At 70.0% G+C, this 24,985-nt stretch carries 20 protein-coding genes; 17 read left to right on the plus strand and 3 right to left on the minus strand.

The annotated features are described in order from the left end of the window. The 6 genes from leuS (at position 1) to holA (ending at position 7,899) form a co-directional block, all read left to right on the plus strand. Positions 1 to 2,580 (plus strand): leucine--tRNA ligase, encoded by a 2,580-nt coding sequence (gene leuS, locus ABCU91_RS08625; protein WP_413353406.1) that lies wholly within the window; start codon positions 1 to 3, stop codon positions 2,578 to 2,580. Positions 2,581 to 2,672: 92 nt separating this feature from the next. Next, positions 2,673 to 3,263 (plus strand): ComEA family DNA-binding protein, encoded by a 591-nt coding sequence (locus tag ABCU91_RS08630; protein WP_413353407.1) that lies wholly within the window; start codon positions 2,673 to 2,675, stop codon positions 3,261 to 3,263. Positions 3,264 to 3,297: 34 nt separating this feature from the next. After that, on the plus strand, positions 3,298 to 3,732 hold the full coding sequence (locus ABCU91_RS08635; protein ID WP_413353408.1) for a hypothetical protein: 435 nt from the start codon (positions 3,298 to 3,300) through the stop codon (positions 3,730 to 3,732). A gap of 151 nt (positions 3,733 to 3,883) precedes the next feature. Next, positions 3,884 to 6,187: a ComEC/Rec2 family competence protein gene (locus tag ABCU91_RS08640; protein ID WP_413353409.1), complete on the plus strand. Its 2,304-nt coding sequence runs from the start codon at positions 3,884 to 3,886 to the stop codon at positions 6,185 to 6,187. Between the two features lie 18 nt (positions 6,188 to 6,205). Further along, positions 6,206 to 6,844, plus strand: coding sequence for a Pr6Pr family membrane protein (locus tag ABCU91_RS08645; protein ID WP_413353410.1), 639 nt, complete (start codon positions 6,206 to 6,208; stop codon positions 6,842 to 6,844). A gap of 20 nt (positions 6,845 to 6,864) precedes the next feature. Further along, complete coding sequence (holA, locus tag ABCU91_RS08650; RefSeq protein WP_413353411.1) at positions 6,865 to 7,899, plus strand: DNA polymerase III subunit delta; 1,035 nt, start codon at positions 6,865 to 6,867, stop codon at positions 7,897 to 7,899. A gap of 68 nt (positions 7,900 to 7,967) precedes the next feature. Here holA and rpsT read toward each other — a convergent pair whose 3' ends face one another. The 3 genes from rpsT to ABCU91_RS08665 all read right to left on the minus strand — a co-directional run bounded on the left by rpsT (position 7,968) and on the right by ABCU91_RS08665 (position 13,905). After that, entirely contained in the window at positions 7,968 to 8,228 is a 261-nt protein-coding gene (rpsT, locus tag ABCU91_RS08655; RefSeq protein ID WP_065570668.1) for a 30S ribosomal protein S20, read from the minus strand. 127 nt (positions 8,229 to 8,355) lie between these two features. Further along, positions 8,356 to 9,090, minus strand: a complete 735-nt coding sequence (locus ABCU91_RS08660; protein WP_413353412.1) for an alpha/beta fold hydrolase — start codon at positions 9,088 to 9,090, stop codon at positions 8,356 to 8,358. Positions 9,091 to 9,174: 84 nt separating this feature from the next. Then, on the minus strand, positions 9,175 to 13,905 hold the full coding sequence (locus tag ABCU91_RS08665; RefSeq protein ID WP_413353413.1) for an ExeM/NucH family extracellular endonuclease: 4,731 nt from the start codon (positions 13,903 to 13,905) through the stop codon (positions 9,175 to 9,177). Positions 13,906 to 14,119: 214 nt separating this feature from the next. Here ABCU91_RS08665 and lepA point away from each other — a divergent pair, with 214 nt between their 5' ends. The 11 genes from lepA (at position 14,120) to era (ending at position 24,976) form a co-directional block, all read left to right on the plus strand. Then, positions 14,120 to 15,970, plus strand: coding sequence for a translation elongation factor 4 (gene lepA, locus ABCU91_RS08670; RefSeq protein WP_413353414.1), 1,851 nt, complete (start codon positions 14,120 to 14,122; stop codon positions 15,968 to 15,970). 9 nt (positions 15,971 to 15,979) lie between these two features. Further along, the gene (locus ABCU91_RS08675; protein ID WP_091353193.1) at positions 15,980 to 16,630 is read left to right on the plus strand and encodes a DUF1990 family protein; all 651 of its coding nucleotides are present in this window, start codon (positions 15,980 to 15,982) and stop codon (positions 16,628 to 16,630) included. Next, positions 16,630 to 17,847 carry a radical SAM family heme chaperone HemW gene (hemW, locus tag ABCU91_RS08680; protein WP_413353415.1) on the plus strand — a complete coding sequence of 406 codons (1,218 nt, stop codon included), beginning with the start codon at positions 16,630 to 16,632 and terminating at the stop codon, positions 17,845 to 17,847. Before ABCU91_RS08675 ends, hemW begins: the two co-directional genes overlap by 1 nt. Positions 17,848 to 17,917: 70 nt before the next feature. Next, positions 17,918 to 18,952, plus strand: coding sequence for a heat-inducible transcriptional repressor HrcA (gene hrcA, locus ABCU91_RS08685; RefSeq protein WP_091353200.1), 1,035 nt, complete (start codon positions 17,918 to 17,920; stop codon positions 18,950 to 18,952). Between the two features lie 31 nt (positions 18,953 to 18,983). Next, on the plus strand, positions 18,984 to 20,099 hold the full coding sequence (gene dnaJ, locus ABCU91_RS08690) for a molecular chaperone DnaJ (protein WP_413353416.1): 1,116 nt from the start codon (positions 18,984 to 18,986) through the stop codon (positions 20,097 to 20,099). A 2-nt stretch (positions 20,100 to 20,101) separates the two neighbouring features. Beyond that, the gene (locus tag ABCU91_RS08695; RefSeq protein WP_413353417.1) at positions 20,102 to 20,839 is read left to right on the plus strand and encodes a 16S rRNA (uracil(1498)-N(3))-methyltransferase; all 738 of its coding nucleotides are present in this window, start codon (positions 20,102 to 20,104) and stop codon (positions 20,837 to 20,839) included. A 44-nt stretch (positions 20,840 to 20,883) separates the two neighbouring features. After that, positions 20,884 to 21,231 carry a histidine triad nucleotide-binding protein gene (locus tag ABCU91_RS08700; protein WP_091353211.1) on the plus strand — a complete coding sequence of 116 codons (348 nt, stop codon included), beginning with the start codon at positions 20,884 to 20,886 and terminating at the stop codon, positions 21,229 to 21,231. A 46-nt stretch (positions 21,232 to 21,277) separates the two neighbouring features. Beyond that, entirely contained in the window at positions 21,278 to 22,306 is a 1,029-nt protein-coding gene (locus ABCU91_RS08705) for a PhoH family protein (protein WP_231916591.1), read from the plus strand. Further along, on the plus strand, positions 22,303 to 22,770 hold the full coding sequence (gene ybeY, locus ABCU91_RS08710) for an rRNA maturation RNase YbeY (RefSeq protein ID WP_406924361.1): 468 nt from the start codon (positions 22,303 to 22,305) through the stop codon (positions 22,768 to 22,770). Before ABCU91_RS08705 ends, ybeY begins: the two co-directional genes overlap by 4 nt. Then, positions 22,767 to 24,083, plus strand: a complete 1,317-nt coding sequence (locus tag ABCU91_RS08715; RefSeq protein ID WP_413353418.1) for a hemolysin family protein — start codon at positions 22,767 to 22,769, stop codon at positions 24,081 to 24,083. The genes ybeY and ABCU91_RS08715 overlap by 4 nt, the downstream gene beginning before the upstream one ends. After that, complete coding sequence (era, locus tag ABCU91_RS08720) at positions 24,080 to 24,976, plus strand: GTPase Era (protein ID WP_413353419.1); 897 nt, start codon at positions 24,080 to 24,082, stop codon at positions 24,974 to 24,976. The genes ABCU91_RS08715 and era overlap by 4 nt, the downstream gene beginning before the upstream one ends. Positions 24,977 to 24,985: the final 9 nt, after the last annotated feature.

Here is a 24,985-nt window from a genome sequence, read left to right on the forward strand (position 1 = left end):
GTGTCCTCCAGCACCTCCTCCGACGCATCGGCTCCCGAGCAGACCGGTTTCGACTCCCGCGCCATCCAGGCGAAGTGGCAGGCCCGGTGGGCGGAGTCCGACCCGTTCAAGGCCGGGGGCGACGAAGACACGCGACCGCGCAAGTACGTGCTCGGCATGTTCCCGTACCCCTCGGGCGACCTGCACATGGGTCACGCCGAGAACTACGCCTACGTCGATGCCGTCGCGCGGTTCTGGCGCCACCGCGGCTACAACGTCCTGAACCCGATCGGCTGGGACTCCTTCGGTCTGCCGGCCGAGAACGCGGCCATCAAGGGCGGCGCAGGGTCAGACCCGCGCGAGTGGACCTACAACAACATCGACCAGCACAAGGTCAGCTTCCGCGCCTTCGGTTCGTCGTACGACTGGAGCCGGGTGCTCCACACGAGCGACCCCGAGTACTACCGCTGGAACCAGTGGCTGTTCCAGCGACTGTTCGAGCGTGGGCTCGCCTACCGCAAGCAGAGCGCCGTCAACTGGTGCCCCAACGACCAGACCGTGCTCGCGAACGAGCAGGTCGTCGACGGTCACTGCGAGCGCTGCGGGTACGAGGTCGTCAAGAAGAAGCTGACGCAGTGGTACTTCAAGATCACCGAGTACGCCGACCGCCTGCTCGATGACCTGAACCAGCTCGAGGGCTTCTGGCCGCACAAGGTGCTGCAGATGCAGCGCAACTGGATCGGCCGCTCCATCGGCGCCGACATCGACTTCGAGATCGAGGGTCGCGCCGAGAAGATCACCGTCTTCTCCACGCGTCCCGACACGCTGCACGGCGCGACGTTCATGGTCGTCGCCCCTGACTCGGACCTCGCCGCGGAGCTCGCAGAGGGCGCCTCTCCCGCGGTTCAGCAGCGCTTCCGCGACTACCTCGACACGGTGCAGAAGACCAGCGAAATCGAGCGTCAGACGGCCGACCGCCCCAAGACGGGTGTCTTCCTCGACCGTTTCGCGATCAATCCGATCAACGGCGAGCGTCTGCCGATCTGGGCCGCGGACTACGTCCTGGCCGACTACGGTCACGGCGCCGTCATGGCCGTTCCCGCGCACGACCAGCGCGACCTCGACTTCGCCCGTGCGTTCGACCTGCCGGTCAAGGTCGTCGTCGACACGACCGCACCGGTCACCGGTGCGATCCCGGTCATCGAGGTCGACGAGGACGGCGTGCCGATCGGCGACGACCTCGAATCGATCGACCCCGCCCGCACCGGCACCGCCCTGACGGGCGACGGACGCCTCATCAACTCCGGGTCGCTCAACGGCCTGTCCAAGCGCAACGCGATCGCCCGCGCGATCGAGGAGCTCACCTCGGCGGGGACCGGCCGCGCCGCGAAGACCTACCGCCTCCGCGATTGGCTGATCTCGCGTCAGCGCTTCTGGGGCACCCCGATCCCGATGATCCACACCGAGGACGGGCGCATCGTCCCCGTTCCCGACGAGCAGCTGCCCGTCATCCTGCCCGACGCCAAGGGCCTCGACCTGAAGCCCAAGGGCACCTCGCCGCTGGGCGGCGCGACGGAGTGGATGTCTACGGTCGATCCCGAGACCGGTGAGCCCGCTCTTCGCGACGCGGACACGATGGACACCTTCGTCGACAGCTCGTGGTACTTCCTGCGGTTCCTGGCCCCGAACGGGGCGACGGAGCCGTTCCCGAGCGCCGAGGCATCCAAGTGGGCACCGGTCGACTCGTACATCGGTGGCGTCGAGCACGCGATCCTCCACCTGCTGTACGCCCGCTTCATCACGAAGGTCCTGTTCGACATGGGCCTCGTCGACTTCACCGAGCCGTTCACGAGCCTGATCAACCAGGGCATGGTGCTGCTCGACGGTTCGAAGATGTCGAAGTCGAAGGGCAACCTCGTCGAGTTCGCGTCGAGCATGGACGACCCGGGCGCGGATGCCGTCCGTGTCGCCATCGCGTTCGCCGGACCCGTCGAGGACGACATCAACTGGGAGGACGTGTCGACCACCGGCGCCCAGAAGTTCCTCGCCCGTGCGATGCGCGTGGCGGCGGATGTCGCCAGCCCGAAAGACGTCGTCTGGGCGGAGGGCGACACGTCGCTTCGCCGCGTCACCCACCGTCTCTGGGCGGACGTCGTGGGCCTCGTCGAGCAGTCGAAGTTCAATGTCGTCGTCGCGCGACTGATGGAGCTCGTCAACGCGACGCGCAAGGCCATCGACTCGGGTGCCGGTGCCGCCAACCCCGCCGTTCGCGAGGCCGCCGAGGCCGTCGCGATGATCCTCGACCTCTTCGCCCCGCACACCGCGGAGGAGATGTGGGAGATCCTCGGCTACGAGCCGTTCGTCGGCGTCGTGCCGTGGCGTCAGGCCGACCCGACGCTTCTCGTCGAGGAGTCGGTGACGGCGGTCGTGCAGGTCAACGGCAAGGTGCGCGGCACGCTCACCGTGCCGGCGAAGATCTCGGGCGACGAACTCGAGAAGCTCGCGCTCGCGGACGAGAAGGTGCGTCGGGCGATCGGCGACAAGGAGATCACGCGCGCCGTCGTGCGCGCGCCGAAGGTCGTCAGCTTCACCGTCGCTTGAGCGTCTTCTCCACCGCGGCAATCTGACCGCGGTTCGTCCACCGCCCTCTCGCCGCGCTGCGAGGGGCGGCCCGGCGCCGGAATGATCGTGCCATGGGTGCGCAGGCGGTGCCGACGTCTCGACGTCGGCTGGGGATCGGTGCCGCCGTCGTCCTCGTGGTCGTCGTCGCCGCCGTGACGATTGCGATCGGGATTGTCCGGACGGGCGCGGAATCAGCCGTTGAGACGGTGCCCGAGGTCGTCTCCGAGACGGTGGCGCCGGCGTCGGTGTACGTCCACGTCTCGGGTCAGGTGCGCGAGCCCGGTCTGTATCGCCTCGACCAGGGTGCGCGCGTCGTGGACGCCGTCGCCGCCGCCGGGGGATTCTCTGAGAAGGCGTCTCGCGACGGTGTGAACCTTGCGCGTCCGGTAAGCGACGGTGAGCAGCTCCTGATCCCCGCCGAGGGCGAAGGGGGGACGGATGCCAGTGCCCCTGCGGCGCCGGAAGGTGACGGGCGCGTGAACCTGAACACCGCCGACCTCGCTGCCCTCGACACACTGCCCCGCGTCGGACCCTCCATCGCACAGCGGATCATCGATTGGCGCGAGGAGAACGGCCGGTTCAGCAGCGTCGACGATCTGATGGCGGTGCCGGGGATCGGGGAGAAGATGCTCGAATCCCTCCGCGACCTGGTGACGGTGTGAGTGCGGATGGCCCGGCGGGGTGGATGATGTGGGCGTGACCCCTTCGCACCCTGTCGTCGATCACGCGGTGGTCGCGGCCACTGGCACCCGCAAGCGTATGTGTCTGTTGCTCGCGTTGTTCAGCGTGGCGGTCGTCCTGTCGGCGATCACGGCCTTTGTCGTCGTGTGGATCCCGCAGCCGAGCCTCAACCCGCTCGGCGTGAACGGGCAGGCGGTCGGGTACTTCTTCGGCCTCCATCTCGCTGGCGGCGCGGCGGCAGCTCTGATCGCTACGATCTTGGCCGGCGGATCTCATCCGCGCCGGGTCGCGCTCATCGCCAATGTCGTGCCGGGGGCGGTGGGCTTTGTTCCGCTCGCCTTCTTCGGGAACTGGGGCATCGTGGGGGTGTGGATCGCGCTCATGGCTGCCGCGGGCACGCTGTCGTTCTGGGTGATCCTCAGGCGGGTCGTTCAGCGCTCGGAGCGTTGATGCGCATGCGGTCTTGAGTCGGCCACCACAGACGCAGCGCGGGGACGGCTGCGGTCGAGTGGCTTCCTCCACCGAGCCTCGTTGACCGCGCGGGTTCCCTGATCATCGTCACGCGCAGCAGGACACGTGAGATCTCCACGACGCTTGCGGCATGAGTGTCCGGACCGCGCGACGCCGCGACCTGCGGTTGCTGCCGGTCGCGCTCACGGCCTGGGCGGGCGCGGGCGCGGCGATCGTCTTCCCTGAGAAGGCGACTGCCCTCGCCGCTGCGCTGTGGGTGGCTGCCGTAGTCTCTCTCGCGATCGCCGCGCGAGGGTCCCGGGCGACGACGGCGGCGCTGATCGCGGTGGCGTTCGCTTTCGCGGGGGGCGCGGCATCCCACGTCGCGCTCGCTCAGCCCGCGCGAGAGGCTGTCGCGGGTCTCCAGATCACCGGGGGTCGCAGCGCCACGTTCGAGGTCGATGTCGTCGGCAAGGTCGAACGGTCCGCCACCGGGTTCCGCTTCGACGCGATCACCCGGTCCGTCATGATCGGCCCCGACACGGCTACCGTCTCGGCTCCCGTCCTCGTCCGGGTACAGGAGCGACCCGCCGGGCTCGACCTGGGTGCGCGCGCGATCGTGACGGGAACGGCGTTCCGAGCGGATGCCGGGGACCGGGCGGTCCTCGTGGTCGAGGCGTCGTCGCTCAAGCTCGCGCGTCCGCCGACGGGCTCGCTCGCCGCGGCGTCCCAGCTGCGGACGGGCCTGGTGAACGCGGTCGACGGTCTCCCCGACCCCGGTGCAGGGCTTATTCCAGGCCTTGCGGTCGGCGACACGTCCGCGGTCACCGAGGATCTCGACCAGCAGATGAAGGCCTCATCGCTGTCGCACCTGACCGCCGTCTCCGGAGCGAATTGCGCACTCGTCGTCGGGATCGCCTTCGGCATCGCCGCCCTCTGCGGGGCGCGGCGCGGCATCCGCGTCACGGCGGGACTGGCGACGCTCGTCGCCTTCATCGTGCTCGTTTCGCCCGAACCCAGCGTCGTCCGAGCGGGGGCGATGGCGGCGATCGCGATGCTGGGTGTCCTGCTGGGGCGGATCGGTGCGGGGATGTCCATCCTGTCCGCGTCGGTGTGCGTGCTGCTCGTGCTCGATCCGTGGCTCGCGGCATCCCTCGGCTTCGCGCTGTCCGCGGTGGCGACCGGGTCACTGCTCCTGTTCGCGGGGCCGCTCGCCGACGGAATGTCACGGTGGATGCCCGCACCCCTCGCGCTCACGCTGTCCGTCCCGCTCGCGGCGCAGCTCGCCTGCGGACCGCTGCTCGTGCTGATCGAGCCGACCGTGCCCCTCGTCGGCGTGCTCGCGAACCTGCTCGCAGGGCCCGCCGCGCCCGCCGCGACCGTCCTCGGTCTGCTCGCCTGCCTCGCCCTGCCGTTCCCGGTACTCGCGCAGGGGCTGGCGGCGATCGCGTGGCTGCCGGCCGCCTGGATAGCGGGAACGGCGGACCTGGCCGCGCGGCTGCCCGGGGCATCCGTCGGGTGGCTGGAAGGGATGCCGGGGCTCATCGCCCTTGCAGCGACAGGAGCCGCGATCGGCATCGTGGTCGCGGCGCGCCGGCACCGGTTGCGGCGGTGGGCGGGGTGGGCGCTCGTCGCGATCATCGTCGTTGCAGCAGGTGCCGGCCCGTTCCGGACCCTCATCGACCGGACGCGGGCACCGGACGACTGGGCTATTGCTGCATGCGAGGTGGGACAGGGCGACGCCGTCCTCGTCCGCTCCGGTGACGCGATCATGCTCATCGACACGGGGCCGGAGCCAGCGCCCCTCGCCGCGTGCCTTGACCGGTTCGCGGTCGACCGCGTCGACGTCCTCGTGTTCACCCACTTCGACACGGACCACCGCGGCGGCGCCGAGGCTCTGGTCGGTCGTGCCGACGTCGTGCTGCACGGTCCCGTTCCCGACGCCGAAGCGGCCGCGATGATCGCCGGCTTCATACAGTCGGGTGCGCGAGCGCAGGAGGTCTCCGCAGGTCAGAGCGGCGCGCTGGGTGAGTGCCGCTGGCGCTCGCTGTGGCCGAAGCCGCGCGACCCGGTCTATCCGCACGGGAACGACGCGAGCGTCGTGATCGACATCACCGGATGCCGCGTCCCCGACGCGATCTTCCTCGGCGACCTGTCGGCGCAGTCGCAGCGCTCGCTGGTGGCTTCCCGTGCGATCGACCGCACCTACGCGGTCGTCAAGGTCGCGCACCACGGCAGCGCCGATCAGGACCACAGCCTCTATGAGGGCCTGGGTGCGGCCGTCGCCCTCGTCACCGTCGGCGAGAACACCTACGGCCACCCGCGGGACGAGATCCTCGACCTGCTCCGAGCGGAGCACGCGGTCATCGCCCGCACCGACACGTCGGGTGACGTCGTGCTCTGGCGCGACGGGGACGGGATCCGGCTGTGGCGCTCCCGTGAGGAGGGCGGCTGACTCTCGTAGGCTGACCGGATGCCCCCCTCCCGCACGCCGCGTTCCGTCGTCGCCATCGGCGGCGTGCGCGTCGGCGTGGCCGTCGGCGTCCTCGTCGTCCTGGGGTGGACCTATGTCCGTTCCGCGCAGCGGGGGAGCGTGAATCCGTTCGATTTCTTCGGCTACTTCACGAACCAGACCGCGCTGTGGAGCGCGATCGTGCTCGGTGCCACCGGCATCCTTCTCCTCCTTGATCGGCTCGTTCCTGCGTGGCTGACCCTGGCGCGCGGGGTCGCGGTGGCCTGTCTCGTCGTCGTGGGCGTCGTCTACAACGGGTTCGTTCCCGGCACCGGTTCCGCCCCGCCGTGGGTGAGCGCCGTCCTGCACATCGCACTGCCGCTGTACGCCGTGCTCGACTGGGCGTTCGTCCGAGACCACTCGAGCCTGCCGTGGCGGAGTCTGTGGTTCGTGTTGCCCTACCCGCTTCTCTGGCTGGTCGTCGTCCTCGTGCGCGGCCAGACCGACGGCTGGGTGCCCTACGGGTTCCTGCTGCCCAGCCGCGGGTTCGGAGCACTGGTCCTCACGAGCCTCGGTCTCCTCGCGATGCTCCTCGCGGCTGCCGCCGCAGTGTGGGCGCTGTCCCGACTCCGCGTCGCCACGACGGCGGACCGTCGGTAGCCGTCGGTAGGCTGGACATCATGCCGAGCCCCCGTCGTCCTGCCGCGAAAGCGACCAAGTCGGCGATCCCTCAGGTCTCGTGGCGCGCGCCGCAGCCCGCGCCCGTCGTCCTCGTCTCAGGGCCCGAAGAGATCTGCGCCGAGCGGGCGACGGCCGGCATCCGCGAGTACCTGCGCGCCGAGGATGCGAGCCTCGAAGTCACCGACATCCGTGCCGACGACTACGCGCCGGGCACGCTCTTCGCGGTCTCCTCACCGTCCCTCTTCGGCGAGCCGCGCCTGGTCCGCGTATCGGGCGTCGAGAAGTGCTCCGACGCGTTCCTCACCGAGGCCATCCGCTACCTCGAGGCGCCGCAGGAGGGCGCGACCATCGTGCTGCGCCACACCGGCGCGAGCGTCCGCGGCAAGAAGCTCCTCGACACCATCCGCTCGGGCACCGGCGGCGGCATCGAGATCGCCTGCCCCGCGGTCAAGCGCGACTCCGACCGGTTCGACTTCGCCGCGGGGGAGTTCCTGGCCGCGAAGCGCCGCATCGCGCCTCCCGCGCTCCGCGCCCTCGTCTCGGCCTTCGCCGACGACCTCACCGAGCTCGCGGCCGCGTGCCAGCAGCTCATCTCGGATGTCGAGGGCGACATCACCGAGCAGGTCGTCAGCCGCTACTACGGCGGCCGCGTCGAGACGACCGCCTTCGCCGTCGCCGACACCGCGATCGCCGGCCGCTACGGCGACGCCCTCGTCACCCTCCGCCACGCCCTCGCGTCGGGCGCGGACCCCGTGCCGATGGTCGCGGCGATCGCCTCGAAGCTTCGCACCATGGCCCGCGTGGCCGGCACCCGCGAGCCCTCCGGCGCCCTCGCCGCGCGCATCGGCATGAAGGACTGGCAGGTCGACCGTGCGCGCCGCGATCTCGCCGGCTGGACGGAGTCCTCGCTCGGCATCGCGATCCAGGCTGCCGCCCGAGCGGATGCCGAGGTCAAAGGCGCATCCCGCGACGCCGTGTTCGCGGTCGAGCGTCTCGTCACGGTCGTCGCCACGCGCGCGCCGTACGGCGCCTGACGCACGCGGAAACGACGAAGGCCCATCCCTTGAGGGACGGGCCTTCGTCGTAGCGAGGCGTTCGCGGCTCAGAGAGCGGCGACCTGCTTCGCGATCGAGGACTTGCGGTTCGCCGCCTGGTTCTCGTGGATGACGCCCTTGCTGACGGCCTTGTCGAGCTTCTTGGTCGCCTTCACCAGAGCCTTCTCGGCAGCGGCCTTGTCGCCGGCGGAGATCGCCGCGCGGGTCTGACGGACGACGGTCCGCAGCTCGCTCTTGACGGCCTTGTTCCGCTCGCGGGCCTTCTCGTTGGTCTTGTTGCGCTTGATCTGCGACTTGATGTTCGCCACGTTCGACGTATCTTTCGTTCGGAGTTACGGGTGGATGTGCCGGCAACAGAAGAGGGCTGTCGCACAGCGGTCGTGTGAGGGAGGAACCCACACGCAAGCCAAAAACCGATTCTATCAGGTGGGAGGCTCATCCCGAAGTCGACCGCTCCTGCGCCATCGTCGCGAGGGCGAGGTCGATCACGGCGTTGAACACCCGGGGGCGCATGGCGGTGACCAGATGGGATGTCCGGGGCACCACGATGAGCTCGGCTTCGGGCTTCAGCGCGGTGAAGAGCCGTTCGTTCAGGCGCAGCTGGTCCCACTGCCCGTTGACGAACCACATCGGCACCGAGATCCGTTTCAGCGCTGCCACGAGGTCGAGCACGGACAGGCTGCGCAGGGCGATGTCCTGGGTGTCGTACGCGTACCCGCCCGCGCCGAAGTCGGCACGGGTCTCGGGTGGCAGCGTGCGATCCAGGACCATGTCGGTCAGCCGCTGGCCGCGACCGGGAAGGCGGTCGAAGCCGCGCGCGAGCGTCCGGTAGATCCGCAACCCCGCACCGCGCGGAATCGATGTGCACCCGGCCGCGACGAAGGCGTCGACAGGAGGCCGGTCCTCGCGGCCCATGTACTCGATGGACACGAGCCCGCCCATCGAGTGGGCGACCAGCAGCACGGGACCGTGGGCCGCGGCATCCGTCACCGCAGCGTCGATCGTCTCGAACGCGCCGTCCAACGTGAACGCCTCGCTCATGCGGGCACCGTGTCCGGGCAGATCGACGGCGTTCGCGCCGATGCCGGCTGTGGTCAGGTGCTCGACCTGCGCGCGCCACATCGTCGCGGAGGTCCGGATGCCGTGGACGAACACGACCTGAGGCGTCATGCCTCCAGCCTACGAACCGGCGCCTGCAGGAACGCGGAACGGGGGCGGATCCGAAGATCCGCCCCCGTTCTCGATGCGCCGGGATCAGAACAGGACGAGCACCGACGACCGGTTGCTGACCGACCCCTCCGAGACCGCCGGGTCCTTCGGGACGAAGGTCGCGGTGTACGAATGCACGCCGCGGGACAGTCGACCGAGCGTGGTCGAGGCGAACCCGCCGCGTACCTCTGCCGTCGCGATCAGTTTGTCGCCCTCGCGGAACTGCACGACGCCCTCCGCACGACCCTCGTCCTGCCTGACGATCGCGAGGAGCGTCGCCGGCAGCAGCCGGTTGATGTGCACCGGCGGGAGGGCGATGAGCGACGTGCGCGTCGTCGCCGCGGGCTCCGCCGCCTGCTCCACCGTCAGCGGAACTCGAACGACGGTGCCGCTGGGTGCGGCCGTCACCGTCAGCTGCGCCGCCCCGGCAGGGGTCCCCGCCGGGAGCGTGACGCTGACGGATGCCGCGCCGCCGGTCACCGGCGCAGTGCCGAGCACCTGGTCGCCCAGGCTCACGGTCACCTCGGTGTTGGCGGGAGCGCCCTTGCTGGTCAGGTCCATGCCCGCCACCTCGAAGGTCACCGTGTCGCCCGCGGCGACGGTCTCGGGAACACCCGACACCTGCACGCCGAGCTTGGCGAAGGACGGGGCGACGGGGGAGCCCTCGGCGAGGTAGTCCACCCAGGCCTCGTAGTCGAGGAGGCCCGTGTCGACGTAGTCGTCACCCTCCGTGAAGGCACGGAAATTGTCACCGCCGGCCGCCAGGAACGAGAACGTGCCGATGCGGTACGTGCCGGCCGGATCGATCGCCTTTCCGTCGACCGTCACCGACGTGATGCGTTCGCCCTCGGGCAGCGCCGGGTCGTAGGTGTACGACACGTTGTCGGACAGGCCGAGCTGCAGGTACGGCCGCTGCGGAACGTTGCCTGCGGCATCCCGCTGCCACTGCTGCTCGAGCATCTGCGTGAACTCCTCGCCCGTGAGGGTGACGAGCGCCAGCGTGTTGTTGAACGGCAGGACCGCGTTGGCCTGGCTGAACGAGATCGACCCGTCCGCGAGACCCGGCACGGCGCCGGCGCCGAACTCCGCCTGCGTGTCGAACAGGTCGGCGCGAAGGCCGCCCGGGTTCGTCACGCCGATCACGGCGCCGTTCGGCAGGTCGGCGAGGCTGTCCCGCAGCATGTTCGCGACCGTGTTGCCGAGCGTCGACTCGGCGGCGCGGTTGTCGCGCGAGCCCCCGGTGTAGACGCCGTCGACGTACGATCCGCCGCTGTAGGCGGTCGTGATGTCGCCGGCGACCTGACCGACCTCGGTGTTGCCGACGGCCGCGGCGTTGGCGAGGGCCGCCTTCGTGATACGGTCGACCTCTGCGACGCGGGGATAGGCGGCGACGAGGTCCGCGGCGGGCGTCGCGGTCCGTGCCACGTTGCGCTCGGTGTGTGCGGAGACTTCACCCGTGGCAGGATCCACCGTCAGCGTGATCTCGCCGATCTTGGCGCCGTACGAGCCTGTCTGGACGACCGGACGCGTGCGGTCCGTGCCGGGGATCGGCGCCGACCAGGCGTACTCCTTGTGCGTGTGGCCGGTGAAGATCGCGTCGACCTCGGCGGAGGTGTCGGTGATGATCGCTCCGAAGGCGCCGCCCGCGGCGACCTCTTCGTCGAGGGTCGCGCCGTCGGGCGTGCCCGCGCCGGCCCCCTCGTGGTACATCGCGACGATGACGTCGGCCTCACCGTTGGACTCGTCGCCGTCGCTGAGCTGAGCGGCGACGCGGTTGACCGCCTCGACCGGATCGCCGAAGTCGACGGACTCGATGCCCGTCGGCGTGACGAGCGTCGGGGTCTCCTCGGTGACGGCGCCGATGACACCGACCGTGAGGCCGTCGGCCTCGAGCAGCGTGTATTCGTCGAGCGCCGGGGTCGTCGTGCCCTTCTTGTAGACGTTGGCCCCGAGCTGCGGTGCGTCGAACGCGTCCGACACGCGACCCGACAGATCGTCGAAGCCGCGGTCGAACTCGTGGTTGCCCACGGCGCTCGCCTGCAGGCCCATGGCGTTCAGGACGTCGATGGTCGGCTGGTCCTTCGCGACCGACGACGCGAACAGCGACGCCCCGATGTTGTCACCCGCGGACAGGAACAGGGTCGGGCCGGATGCCGCCTTCCGCAGCTCCTCGACGGTTCCCGCGAACGCGACGGTGTTGCCGTCGATGCGTCCGTGGAAGTCGTTGATGCCGAGGAGGGTCAGCTGGACGGGAGCGGCCTTCGCGTTCATCCCGACGATCACGGGGTCGTGGTCGCTCGAGCGGAAGGGGTCGGCGGAGTAGAACTCCGTGCCGTGCGTGCGGAACCGGCTGTACTCCAGCGCGATCGATTCGCCCGAGTTGATGTTCCAGATGTCCGCATCCGTCGAGCGGGCGAGAGCCGCCTCGTTCAGGAGGATGTGGTCGAGCGATCCCGTCAGCCCCGAGAAGCTGTACGACGACGAGTCGACGTCGAAGGCCTGCTCGGCATCCGCGTACCCGGTGTCGTACAGGACCTTCAGCGGGTCCTCCTGGCTGTAGGAGTTGAAGTCTCCCGCGAGGGCGACCGCGTCCACGTCGCCCTGGATCGTTGCGACCCAGTCGCGGAGGGCGGTCGCCTGACGCACGCGTGACTCGTTCGACGACCCCTGGCCGTCGCCGGTGTCGGCGTCGCCCGGCCAAGGACCGGCGGAGCCCTTCGACTTGAAGTGGTTCACGACGAACAGGAACGGGTCGCCGCCCGCTGCGGGCTCGAACACCTGGGCGATGGGTTCGCGCGCGTTGCCGAAGGCTTCGCCGTCGGCGCTCTGGTCGCCGAGGGCGCGCGATGCGCCGACGGGGGAGACGAGAGCGGGCTGGTAGATGATCGCGTTCGTGATGACGTCCTGCTCGGATGCCGGGGGCAGGTCCGTCGACGAGGGCACGAACGCCCACGTGCCGGCGCCGGCCTTCGCGTTGAGCGCGGCGACGAGGGTCGACGTCGCTTCGTCGGCCTCCTCGCCGAGGGCCGCCGAGTTCTCGATCTCCATGAGACCGACGACGCCGGCGTCCACCGAGGTGATCGCCTCGACGAGCTTGGCCTGCTGACGCGCGAGGTCGTCGGCATCCCATGCACCCCGCTGGGCGCAGCCGTCTCGGACGGTCACCCCGTCACCGAAGCGGTCCGTGTACGCCTCGCAGCTCGCGGTCTCGGTCCCGAGGGTCGTGAAGTAGTTGAGGACGTTGAACGATGCGATCGAGAGGTCCCCGCCGACCTCGGCAGGAGCGTCGGTGCGGACGTTCTCGAAGACGACCTCGTCGGTGCCCGTGCCGTCGCCGACGAGCGGCTGGGTCGGGTTCAGCTTCCACGAGTCGTTGCGGTAGTCCACGATGAGCGGTGCCGTGAAGGTGACCCCCGCGCCGACCGTGATGGGCTCGGTGAGGGAGACGTACGCGGGCGTCAGAGCCTGGTTCGCGGCCGACGTGTAGTCGAGTCCGGCTCCGTCGTCGAGGCGCACACCGCGCGCGGCGTTGTCCGCGGCGACCGCGGCGGCGGCGTCGCTTCCGGGGCGCGCGGCGTCCGTCGGCTGGCGGAGCGGCTCGGAGCCGGCGGCGAGTCCCACCTCGCCGAAACGGTTGGTGCTGTACGTGTCGCTGACCGTGAATTCGCCCTGCGGAGCGACCAGCATCGACTCGAGCGACTCGCGCTGAGCAGCGGTCTTGGGCCACCCGATCGCGGCGGGCGTCGGCGCTTCGGCGTCGGCGATGACCTGCGCGCCTCCGGCCTTGACGGTGATCTCGGTGAGCCCGTTGAACTCCGACACGGCACCGGTGACCGTGACGGTGTCGCCGAGGGCGACCTCGCCGGTCGCTCCGGGCGCGTAGACGAAGACGGCGTCGGAGGCCGTGTGCGTGGCGAGGTCGAGCTCGCCGCCGGTCCCGGCCGTCTGGATGACGTAGCCGTTGTACCCGCCCGAGGGGTAGTGGGCGGTGACGACACCGGTCGTGGTGACGGTGCGGCCGACGAGGGGGGAGGCATCCGTCGTGCCCTGGATCTCGGCGATCGTCGCGATCTGCGGCTCGGGCTCGGGTTCGGGCTCCGGGTCGGTGCCGACGCTGAGCCCGGTGGGCGTGGGGGCACCGGCCGTGAAGTCCGCCGCGTTGTCGGCGGTGTTGGTGGCGTCGTCGTCGCGCGAAACGCTGGTCGCGTTCGAGGTTCCGGGCGCGGGCGCGGATCCGGCGAAGGCCGTGGCCGTCGATCCCCAGCCGACCAGGTCGACGACCTGGTCGAGGGTCGCGATGCCGGTGCTGCCGGTGAGTGCCGTCTCGCTCGAGACCAGCGCGACCTTGGCGCCGCTGCCGCTCATCGCGATCGAGCCCTCGATGTCGGCGTCGAAGCCGGGGAGCGAGGTGTTGCTGCCGGGAGCCTGACCGATCAGGAGGTTCGCGCCGGCGGGAAGATCGACGTCGCCGATCTTCGTCACCTGCCACGAAGCGCCGGTCGCGGAGGCGTACTGCACGCTGTAGCCGCTTAGGTCGACCGTCTCGTCGCCGGTGTTGGCCAGCTCGACGAAGTCGCGGTTGAAGGCGCCGCCGCTGTTGCCACCGCCGCCGTACACCTCCGAGATGACGACGGGCGAGTCCGGCGAGACGGCAGCGGACGCTGCGGAGGGAACGAGGGCGAGTCCGGCTGCCGTCACGGTGGCGACGGTCAGCACCGCGCAGGTCCGGCGGAGAACCGGACGCGCGACGGGCGCGGGGGCAGGTGGGTGCGACACGGTGGGTTCTCCCGAGGCGGCTCGGGCGCGGGGCTTATCGCGCAGGAACCGACCGCCACATTGAGCATTCGGGCGGTCCGGGACACCCCGCAAGGGTCAGATCGGTTAACTCTTTCTCATGACTCCGTGCGCTGGCGTGTCGTCAGCGCGAGCGTTTATCCTGTCCGATCTGCGCACCGAGCTCGCAGCCGGTCGCCGGTAGACTCGCCTGGTCATGTCACCCCGCGCACTCACGCCCCTGCAGCCTGCGGCCACGCCGCCCGCGCAGCTTCGCAACTTCTGCATCATCGCCCACATCGACCACGGCAAGTCCACGCTGGCCGATCGCATGCTGCAGATCACCGGCGTGGTCGCCGACCGCGACATGCGCGCCCAGTACCTCGACCGCATGGACATCGAGCGTGAGCGCGGCATCACGATCAAGAGCCAGGCTGTCCGGATGCCGTGGGCCACCGATGAGGGCACGTTCGCCCTCAACATGATCGACACTCCCGGCCACGTCGATTTCACGTACGAGGTCAGCCGGTCGCTCGCCGCGTGCGAGGGCGCGATCCTCCTCGTCGACGCCGCACAGGGCATCGAGGCGCAGACCCTCGCGAACCTCTACCTCGCCCTCGAGAACGATCTCGAGATCATCCCGGTCCTCAACAAGATCGACCTCCCCGCCGCCGACCCGGAGAAGTACGCGGCGGAGCTCGCGAACCTCATCGGCGGCGACCCGGCCGACGTGCTCAAGGTCAGCGGCAAGACCGGCATGGGCGTCGAGGCGCTGCTCGACCGGATCGTCGAGCGCATCCCGGCTCCGGTCGGCGACGCCGATGCCCCCGCCCGGGCGATGATCTTCGACTCGGTGTACGACGCGTACCGCGGCGTCGTCACTTACGTCCGCATGGTCGACGGCAAGCTCGAGCCGCGTGAGCGCATCCAGATGATGTCGTCGAAGGCGGCCCACGACCTCCTCGAGATCGGAGTGTCGAGCCCCGAGCCGGTCCCGACGAAGGGACTCGGCGTCGGCGAGGTCGGCTACCTGATCACCGGTGTGAAGGACGTCCGCCAGTCCAAGGTCGGCGACACGATCACCAATCATCGGAAGCCCGCCACCGAGGCGCTCGCGGGATACACCGGTCCCAAGCCCATGGTCTTCTCGGGCATCTACCCGATCGACGGCAGCGACTACGCCGAGCTGCGCGAGGCGCTCGACAAGCTCAAGCTGTCGGACGCCTCGCTGCAGTACGAACCCGAGACCTCCGTCGCGCTCGGCTTCGGCTTCCGCTGCGGCTTCCTCGGCCTGCTGCACCTCGAGATCATCACCGAGCGTCTCGCCCGCGAGTTCGGGCTCGACCTCATCACGACCGCACCCTCGGTCACCTACGAGGTCATGACCGACACCGGCGAGACCGTCACGGTGACGAACCCATCCGAGTACCCCGACGGCCGCGTCGCCGAGGTCTCCGAGCCCGTCGTGAAGGTCGGCATCCTCCTGCCGAAGGACTACGTCGGCACGGTCATGGAACTCTGCCAGTCGCGCCGCGGCACGCTCCTCGGCATGGACTACCTCAGCGAGGACCGCGTCGAGCTCCGCTACAACATGCCCCTCGGCGAGATCGTGTTCGACTTCTTCGACCACCTGAAGTCGAAGACGCAGGGTTACGCGAGCCTCGACTACGAGCCGGCGGGCTCGCAGACCGCCGACCTGGTGAAGGTCGACATCCTGCTGCAGGGCGAGAAGGTCGACGCGTTCAGCTCGATCGTCCACCGCGAGAAGGCCTATGCCTACGGCACGCTGATGACCGAGCGCCTGCGCAAGCTCATCCCGCGCCAGCAGTTCGAAGTGCCCATCCAGGCCGCCATCGGCGCCCGCATCATCGCCCGCGAGAACATCCGCGCGATCCGCAAAGACGTCCTCGCCAAGTGCTACGGCGGTGACATCAGTCGTAAGCGCAAGCTGCTCGAGAAGCAGAAAGAGGGCAAGAAGCGCATGAAGATGGTCGGCCGCGTCGAGGTCCCCCAGGAGGCGTTCATCGCCGCCCTCTCGGGCGATGTCGAGGGCAAGGACAAGAAGTAGGCTGACACGATGCGCCGCGGGAGTTTCCAGGCAGGGACCGTCGACTACGCCGCCGTCGGGGCCACGCAAGCCCCCGACCTCATGGGCTATCCGCCGCAGGGCACGACCCCGGCGGAGGCGTCATGGCGCCTCGGCAGTGGCGAGGACCGGTTCGTCACCTCGACCGAGCAGCTCCTCGGGTGGGGCGCCCAGCGCGGGGCGGGTCTGCAGGTCGTCGACGTGCGCCCGGCATCCGGCCCCATGTACTCGGGCGTCGGCTTCGACGCCGAGGGCAACGCGGTGCAGCCGAGCCGATTGGACGACGAACAGCGCTTCGACGCCGACGGCACCCCGTTCGTGGGCGCCGGCACGACGGCGCACCTCCACGGCCGGGTCGCGGGGATGAGGGCGGATGCCGAACTCCGCGTCATCTCGGTCATCGATGAGCCGCGTCGCGTCGGGTTCTCGCTCGGCACCGTCGGCGGATCGGTCGTCAGCGGCGAGGAGTCGTTCCTGCTCGAGTGGCGGGACGACGACGAGGTATGGTTCACGGTCCGCGCGTTCGACAAGCCGACGGGCGTCCTCTACCGCCTGTGGCGTCCGCTCGTAAAGCGCCGCCGTCGCGCGCTGTTCCAGGGCTACCTGCAGGCGATGTCGCCCATGTACGCCACCGGTTCCTGATGGGCTCTGCTCTTCCCCTCGGCGATCCCGCACCCGCCGACGGCGCGCTGCCGCGCGACGTCCCGGTCGATCCCGACGTCGACTTCGGCGTCTACCTGCACGTGCCGTTCTGCCGCGTGCGCTGCGGGTACTGCGACTTCAACACGTACACGGCGACCGAGCTGCGCGGTGCGCGTCAGGACGCCTACGCCGACGAGGTGCTCCACGAGATCGCGCTGTCCCGCGACGTGCTCGAAGCCCGAGGTCCGCTCCGTCCGGCGAAGACGGTCTTCTTCGGCGGGGGCACTCCCACGCTCCTGCCGCCGGGGGACCTCGCGCGCATGCTCGGCGGGATCCGCGACTCCTTCGGCCTCGCAGACGGAGCCGAGGTCACGGTCGAGGCGAATCCCGACACGCTGACCGACGAGGTCGCGCGGACACTCGCCGCCGCCGGTGTCACGCGGTTCTCGATCGGCATGCAGTCGTCCGTGCCGCACGTCCTCGCGGCGCTCGACCGCACCCATGATCCCGCGAACATCGCGACCGCCGTCGCCGCGGCGCGGAATGCCGGGGTCGCCGTCAGCCTCGACCTCATCTACGGCGCGCCGGGGGAGTCGCTGGACGACTGGCGCACCTCGCTCGAGACGGCGATCGCACTCGCCCCCGATCACATCTCGGCGTACGCGCTCATCGTGGAGGACGGAACGAAGCTCGAGCGCCAGATTCGCCGCGGCGAGGTGCCCGCCCCCGACGACGATCTGCAGGCCGACATGTACGAGCTGGCCGACGAGTCGCTCGCTGGCGCCGGTTACGGGTGGTACGAAGTGTCGAACTGGTCGACGAGCCCCGCGCAGCGCTCGCGTCACAACCTGTCGTACTGGCGGGGTCAGGACTGGTGGGGCTACGGCCCCGGCGCGCACAGTCACGTCGGCGGTCTGCGCTGGTGGAACGTGAAGCACCCGGCCGCGTACGCGCAGCGCTTGGCGCTGGGGGAGTCCCCGGCGGCGGGACGGGAGCGACCGGATGCCGAGGCCCGTCGCCTCGAGGTCATCCTGCTGCGCTCGCGCATCGTCGACGGCGTCGCGGTCGACGAGGCGACCGTCGCGGGGCGGCGGAACGTGGCATCCCTCATCGCCGACGGACTCGTCGACGGCGCTGCGGCCGTCCGCGGACGGGTCATCCTCACTCGGCGCGGGAGGCTCTTGGCCGACGCGGTCGTCCGAGCGCTCACCGCGTGATCCGAGCAGATCGCTTCTCGCGCGGTAGAATTGGCACTCCCAGATCGAGAGTGCCAGCGGAGGAGGGGTGATGGTCTCGGAACGCGGTCTTCAGGTGTTGCGTGCGATCGTGCAGGACTACGTCGACACGCGCGAGCCGGTCGGCAGCAAGGCGATCGTCGACCGTCACCAGTTCGGTGTCTCGGCTGCGACCATCCGCAACGACATGGCGCTCCTCGAGGACGAGGAACTCATCACTGCGCCCCACACCTCGTCGGGCCGCGTGCCCACCGACAAGGGCTACCGCGTCTTCGTCGACCACCTCGCCGACGTCCGCCCGCTCACGTCGGCGCAGCGCTCCGCGATCGGGGCCTTCCTCGAGGACACGGGCGACCTCGACGACCTGCTCGTCCGCACGGTCCGTTCCCTCACCCGGCTGACCGGCCAGGTCGCGATCGTGCAGTACCCGTCCTTCGCACGGGCGAACGTCTCGCACGTCGAGGTCGTACACCTCGGTGGGACGCGCATCGTCATCATCGTCGTGACCGACACCGGTCGGGTCTCGCAGCGTGTCGTCTTCCTCGCCACCGAACCGTCCGCCGACGAAGCATCGCAGCTCAAGCTCACGATGACGGCGCTCCTCACCGGCAAGAGCGTCAAGGACGGTGCGGCGGCGATCGCGAAGATCCTCGAGGCCGAGACCGCCGCCCCACGCGAGGAGAACCGCCGCATCGTGCTGCGGGCGATCGGTGAGGAGCTCGACGAGTTCCGCCAGGACCGCATGGTGATGGCGGGATCCGCGACCCTCGCACGCCGCGAGTCGGACTTCCGCGGCAGCATTTATCCCCTCCTCGAGGCGATCGAGGAGCAGGTGACCCTCCTGCGTCTGATGGGCGAGATGGTCGCCGACGACCGCGGACTGGCGACCAGCATCGGACGCGAGAACGAGCCGTTCGGGCTGTCCGAGGCATCCATCGTCGCGGGCGAGTACGACGCCGGGGGTTCTCACGCCCGCATCGGTGTGCTCGGGCCGACGCGGATGGATTACCCCACGAATCTCGCGGCGGTTCGCGCCGTCGCGCACTATCTGACGCGATTGCTCGAAGAAGACGAGACGTCGCGCTGAACGAAGCGGCCCGCGGGCCGGAGAGGTGATTGTGGCTGACCACTACCAGGTCCTGGGTGTCGCGCGTGACGCGAGCCCGGAGGAGATCAAGAAGGCATACCGGCGTCTGGCGCGCCAGCTGCACCCGGATGTGAACCCCGGAGAGGATGCGTCCGAGCAGTTCAAGCTCGTGACGCACGCCTACGACGTGCTGAGCGACCCCGACCAGCGCCAGCGCTACGACATGGGCGGCGACGCCGGCGGCTTCGGCGGGGCCGGTGCCGGCTTCGGCGGCTTCAGCGACATCTTCGAGAGCTTCTTCGGGGGCGGCGGAGGCGGGACCCGTGCCGGACGCCCGCGGTCCCGTCGCGAGCGGGGTCAGGATGCGCTCGTGCGCGTCGACCTCGACCTCGGCGACGTCGTCTTCGGCGTCCACCGCGACATCGAGGTCGACACCGCCGTCCTCTGCGAGACCTGCCAGGGCTCGTGCTGCCAGCCGGGCACCCAGCCGGTCACGTGCGACATCTGCCACGGATCGGGCCAGATCCAGCGGACGGTCCGGAGCCTCCTCGGCAACGTTGTCACCTCCCAGCCCTGCACCACGTGCCAGGGCTACGGCACGACCATCCCGTACCCGTGCTCCACCTGCCAGGGCCAAGGCCGTGTGCGCGCCCGCCGGACCGTGTCGATCGACATCCCCGCCGGTGTCGAGACCGGCCTCCGCCTCCAGCTCCCCGGTTCGGGCGAGGTCGGCCCCGCCGGCGGCCCGAACGGCGATCTCTACCTCGAGGTCACCGTCGCCCCGCACGACGTGTTCAGCCGTGACGGCGACGACCTGCTCGCGACCCTCGAGGTCTCGATGGTCGACGCGATCCTCGGCACGAGCGTCACGATCGACTCGCTCGACGGCTCCGTCGACCTCGACATCCGCTCCGGCGTCCAGGCGGGCGACGAGCTCACGATCCGCGGCCGGGGGATCACGCCGCTCCGCGGTGACCAGCGCGGCGATCTGCGCGTCGGCGTGCAGGTCGTCACTCCCTCACACCTCGACCCCAAGTCCCGGGCTCTTGTGCAAGAGCTCGCGAAGCGGATGCGTCCGGCGCCGCCGCACCTGGCGGAGTTCCACCCCGGCCTGTTCTCCAAGCTCCGCGGCAAGTTCAAGCGCTGATCGTGGCCCTCCACTTCCTGATCGAGGATGCCGGTGCCGCCGGCCCGGGCGATGTCGTCCGGTTGACGGGCGCCGAAGCGCACCACGCCGCGGCCGTCCGCCGCATCCGCGTGGGGGAGGCGGTCACGGTGGGCGACGGACGCGGCGTGTGGCTGAGCGGGACGGTGTCCGCGGCCGCACCCAAGGAGGTCTCGGTCGAGGTCTCCGGTCGCACCGTGGTGCCGCCGGCGACACCGCGCACCGTCCTCGTCCAAGCCCTCGCGAAGGGCGATCGCGACGAGCTCGCCGTCCAGGCCGCGACAGAGCTCGGTGTCGACGCGATCACGCCGTGGCAGGCCGCCCGTTCGGTCTCGCGGTGGGAGGGTCCGAAGGTCGCCAAGGGCGTCGCCCGCTGGGAGACCATCGCCCGCGAGGCGGCGAAGCAGGCCCACCGGCCCTGGTTGACCGAGCTCCACCAGCCGGTCACCACGCGGGAGCTGGCGGCGCGCGCTCGGGACGCGCGGATGCTGGTGCTCGAACCCACGGCGTCCGTCGCCCTGTCGCGCATCGAGATCGATGCGGACGACGCGAGCGACGTGATCCTCGTCGTGGGGCCCGAAGGGGGCATCTCGCCCGAGGAACTCGATCTGCTGCAGGCCGCGGGCGCGACGCTGGTGCGGCTCGGTGACACGGTGCTGCGCACCTCCACCGCGGGTCCCGCCGCCCTCGCGGTCGTCAACGCTGCCCTCGGCCGCTGGTGAGCCGGACCCGACCGGCGTGGGAAGGCGCTGAGTAGACTGGGAGGATGAGCGAGCCATCGGTGTTCACCCGCATCCTCCGGGGTGAGATCCCCTCCGAGATCGTCGCCGAGACCGACAACGCGTTCGCGATCCGCGACATCGCCCCGCAGGCACCCGTCCATCTCCTCGTGATCCCCAAGACCGAGGACTACCGCGACGTGGTCGAGCTCGCGGCGGGCGACCCCGCCCTCCTCGCCGAGCTGATCGGCCTCGCGAACAGCGTCGCCGCCGAACACGCCGGCGGAGACTTCAGACTCGTATTCAACACCGGCCCCGACGCCGGACAGACCGTGTTCCACGTCCACGCACACGTGCTGGGCGGCGGGCTCACGGAAGGGAGCCTCGGTGGCTGACAGCGCCGAACCCACCGTCGCGCACATCTACGCCGACGGTGTCGCCATGGTGCAGCTCCTCGGTCCGCAGGATCGTCTGCTGCGCACCGTGGAACGCGAACACCCCGACGTGCAGGTGCACGTCCGCGGCAACGAGATCACCCTCACCGGTGACGAGGGCGCCGTCGCCCGCGCCCACGAGCTCGTGGACGAGCTGATCGGCATGGCGCGAGCGGGTCAGGGCCTCGACCCCAGCGACGTGACCCAGTCGAACCGCATCCTCCGCGAGAACAGCGGTATGCGTCCCTCCGAGGTGCTCGGCGAGGCGATCCTGTCCTCGCGTGGCAAGGTCATCCGGCCCAAGACGCGCGGTCAGAAGGAGTACGTCGACGCGATCGAGGAGAACACGATCGTCTTCGGAATCGGCCCCGCCGGCACCGGCAAGACCTACCTCGCGATGGCGAAGGCCGTCCAGGCGCTGCAGCGCAAGGAGGTCAGCCGCATCATCCTGACCCGTCCCGCCGTCGAGGCGGGGGAGCGGCTCGGGTTCCTCCCCGGAACCCTGACCGACAAGATCGACCCGTACCTCCGCCCGCTCTACGACGCCCTCAACGAGATGATGGACCCCGAGCTCGTCCCCAAGCTCATGGCGTCGGGGACCATCGAGGTCGCCCCGCTCGCATACATGCGCGGTCGCACGCTCAACGACTCGTTCGTCGTCCTCGACGAGGCGCAGAACACGACGCCCGAGCAGATGAAGATGTTCCTCACGCGCCTCGGCTTCGGCACCCGCATGGTCGTGACCGGTGACATCACGCAGGTCGACCTGCCGCAGGGTGCGTCGGGTCTGCGGCTCGTCACCCGGGTCCTGAAGGACATCGACGACATCCACTTCTCGCGCCTCACGAGCGACGACGTCGTGCGTCACACGCTGGTCGGCCGCATCGTCGACGCGTACACCGCCTACGACGAGGAGAAGCTCGTGGCGCGCCGCGAGCGCGACGAGGCGAGCGAGTTCGCCAACCGCGCCGAGCGCCGGACCGGGCTGCGCCCCGCCGGCCCCCGAGACCGACAGCCCAAGCGAGGACGTTCATGACCATCGAGATCACCAACGAGTCCGGCGTCCAGGTCGACGAGACCGTCCTCCTCCGCCTCACCGAGAACAACTTCGCCGAGCTGCACGTGAGCCCGGATGCCGACGTCGCGATCCTTCTCGTCGACGAGGGTGCGATGGAGGCGCTGCACGTCCAGTGGATGGACGAGCCCGGGCCGACCGATGTGCTGAGCTTCCCCATGGACGAGCTGCGGCCCGGCACCGATGAGGCCCCCACCCCTCCCGGGCTGCTCGGCGACATCGTGCTGTGCCCCCAGGTCGCCGAGACCCAGGCGCAGGCGGCGAAGCACACCACGATGGACGAGCTCATCCTCCTGACGACGCACGGCCTGCTCCACCTGCTCGGATTCGACCACGCGGAGCCCGAAGAGGAACGCGAGATGTTCGGACTCCAGAAGGAGCTCATCGGGGCGTTCCACACGAGTGAGCGCCACCGGCGCGCATGACCGAGATCCTCCTCTTCGTCGCGGCGGGGCTCCTCGTCGCGCTCGGCGGCCTGATGGCCTCGCTGGAGGCCGCGCTCGATGTGACCTCGCGTACGGACCTCGCGGATCTGGCCGATGAGGCGCGCACCGGCGCGAGTCTGCGGCGGATCGCGGCGGACCCGGACGCGCACCGCACGGCCGTCGTCTTCATCCGCATCCTCATCGAGACCGCAGCGGCCGTCCTCGTCACGGTCGCCCTCACCCTCGTCTTCGACAACATCTGGTGGGCGATGCTCGCCGCGGTCGTCGTCATGACGGTCGCCTCTTTCGTCCTCGTAGGCGCATCGCCGCGCGCCGTGGGCCGTCAGCACGCGAAGGGGTTCCTGAAGGCGTGCGCCGGGCTCATCCGCGGGGCGCGCATCGTGCTGGGGCCGCTCGCGCACCTGCTGGTCCTCCTCGGCGACCGCCTGACACCCGGCATCCACCGCGGTGCGTCCTTCGCGTCGGAGGAGCAGCTGCTGAGCATGGTCGACGAGGCCGCCTCGCAGGACCTCATCGAAGCCGACGACCGCGACCTCATCCACTCCGTCTTCGACTTCACCGACCGATTCGTGCGCGCCGTGATGGTGCCGCGCACCGACATGGTGACGATGGATGCCGCGGCCACGACGCAGGAGGCGATGACCCTCTTCCTCGACAAGGGCGTCTCGCGCATCCCGATCGCCGACGGCGAGGCCGACGACATCACGGGCGTCGTGTACCTCAAGGACCTCGTGCAGTTCGCCTACCGCGACGAGACCGCGTGGCGCGGCGTACCGGTCGCCCAGATCGCCCGGCCCGCCGTCTTCGTCCCCGAGTCGATGCGCGCCGAGACGCTCCTGCAGCAGATGAAGCGCGAAGCCGTGCACGTCTGCCTCGTGGTCGACGAGTACGGCGGGGTGTCGGGACTCGTGACGCTCGAAGACCTCATCGAGGAGCTCGTGGGCGAGATCGCCGACGAGTACGACCTGCGCACGAGCGAGGTCTCCGACCTCGGGGGCGGCCGTTTCCGTGTCAGCACCCGTCTGGCGCTCGACGAGGTCGGCGACCTCTTCGGGATCGAACTCGAGGACGACGACGTGGATTCCATCGGCGGCCTCTTCGGCAAGGCGCTCGGCAGCGTCCCCGTCCCCGGCGTCCGCGTCGAGCACAGCGGCCTCGTCGTCACCGGAGGCACCTCCCTCGGCCGGGGCCGAGGCCTCGCGACGGTGTTCGTCGAGCGCGCCGAACCCCCGACCGCCGAGTCGGCCACCCCTTCCACCGCAGAGATCCGCGTCGCGCGGGGATCGGAGTGACCGTGAGCAGCCGTTCCGGTTTCGTGACGTTCGTCGGACGTCCCAATGTCGGCAAGTCCACGCTGACGAACGCCCTCGTCGGCGAGAAGGTCGCGATCACGAGCGACAAGCCGCAGACCACGCGCAAGGCGATCCGCGGCATCCTGAACCGTCCGGGCGGACAGCTCGTGATCGTCGACACCCCCGGCATCCACAAGCCGCGGACCCTTTTGGGCCAGCGGCTGAACGACCTCGTCGAACAGGTGCTCGGCGACGTCGACGCGATCGGGTTCCTCGTGCCGGCCACCGAGAAGGTCGGCCCCGGCGACCGGCGCATCGCGACATCCCTCGACGGCTACGGCCGGGCGAAGAAGGTCGCCATCGTCACGAAGGTCGACATCGCGTCGCGCGAGGAGATCACCGAGCGGCTCATGGAGGTCGACGCGCTCCGCGAGGACTGGGACGCCGTCATCCCGCTGTCCGCCGTGACCGACGACCAGCTCGACGTGCTGGCCGACGAGCTGCTGAAGCTCATGCCGACCGGTCCCGCTTTGTACCCGGAGGGCATCGTCACGGACGAAAGCCTCGAGGATCGCATCGCCGAGATCATCCGCGAGGCGGCGCTCGACGGCGTCCGCGACGAACTGCCGCACTCGATCGCCGTGACCGTCGAGGACATCGCCGCCCGCGAGGACAGCGACCTCACCGACGTGTACGCGAACATCGTCGTCGAACGCGACAGCCAGAAGGCGATCATCATCGGGCGCGGCGGATCGCGACTGAAAGACGTCGGTGCGCGTTCGCGCGCCGGCATCGAGCCGCTCGTCGGCGGTCGCGTGTTCCTGTCGCTGCGCGTGCGCGTCGCGAAGGAGTGGCAGCGCGACCCCAAGCAGTTGGGGCGCCTCGGATTCTGACCGGCGACG

This window comes from Microbacterium phoenicis, from assembly GCF_047302325.1.
GTDB lineage: Bacteria > Actinomycetota > Actinomycetes > Actinomycetales > Microbacteriaceae > Microbacterium.

Excerpts from the sequence above, each read along its gene's own strand:
- ybeY (WP_406924361.1), top strand. The coding sequence starts at position 22,303 with ATGACCATCGAGATCACCAACGAGTCCGGCGTCCAGGTCGACGAGACC.
- lepA (WP_413353414.1), top strand. The coding sequence starts at position 14,120 with ATGTCACCCCGCGCACTCACGCCCCTGCAGCCTGCGGCCACGCCGCCC.
- ABCU91_RS08700 (WP_091353211.1), top strand. The coding sequence starts at position 20,884 with ATGAGCGAGCCATCGGTGTTCACCCGCATCCTCCGGGGTGAGATCCCC.
- ABCU91_RS08640 (WP_413353409.1), top strand. The coding sequence starts at position 3,884 with ATGAGTGTCCGGACCGCGCGACGCCGCGACCTGCGGTTGCTGCCGGTC.
- hemW (WP_413353415.1), top strand. The coding sequence starts at position 16,630 with ATGGGCTCTGCTCTTCCCCTCGGCGATCCCGCACCCGCCGACGGCGCG.
- holA (WP_413353411.1), top strand. The coding sequence starts at position 6,865 with ATGCCGAGCCCCCGTCGTCCTGCCGCGAAAGCGACCAAGTCGGCGATC.
- ABCU91_RS08715 (WP_413353418.1), top strand. The coding sequence starts at position 22,767 with ATGACCGAGATCCTCCTCTTCGTCGCGGCGGGGCTCCTCGTCGCGCTC.
- ABCU91_RS08630 (WP_413353407.1), top strand. The coding sequence starts at position 2,673 with ATGGGTGCGCAGGCGGTGCCGACGTCTCGACGTCGGCTGGGGATCGGT.
- ABCU91_RS08675 (WP_091353193.1), top strand. The coding sequence starts at position 15,980 with ATGCGCCGCGGGAGTTTCCAGGCAGGGACCGTCGACTACGCCGCCGTC.
- ABCU91_RS08660 (WP_413353412.1), bottom strand. The coding sequence starts at position 9,090 with ATGACGCCTCAGGTCGTGTTCGTCCACGGCATCCGGACCTCCGCGACG.
- ABCU91_RS08705 (WP_231916591.1), top strand. The coding sequence starts at position 21,278 with ATGGTGCAGCTCCTCGGTCCGCAGGATCGTCTGCTGCGCACCGTGGAA.
- ABCU91_RS08645 (WP_413353410.1), top strand. The coding sequence starts at position 6,206 with ATGCCCCCCTCCCGCACGCCGCGTTCCGTCGTCGCCATCGGCGGCGTG.
- hrcA (WP_091353200.1), top strand. The coding sequence starts at position 17,918 with ATGGTCTCGGAACGCGGTCTTCAGGTGTTGCGTGCGATCGTGCAGGAC.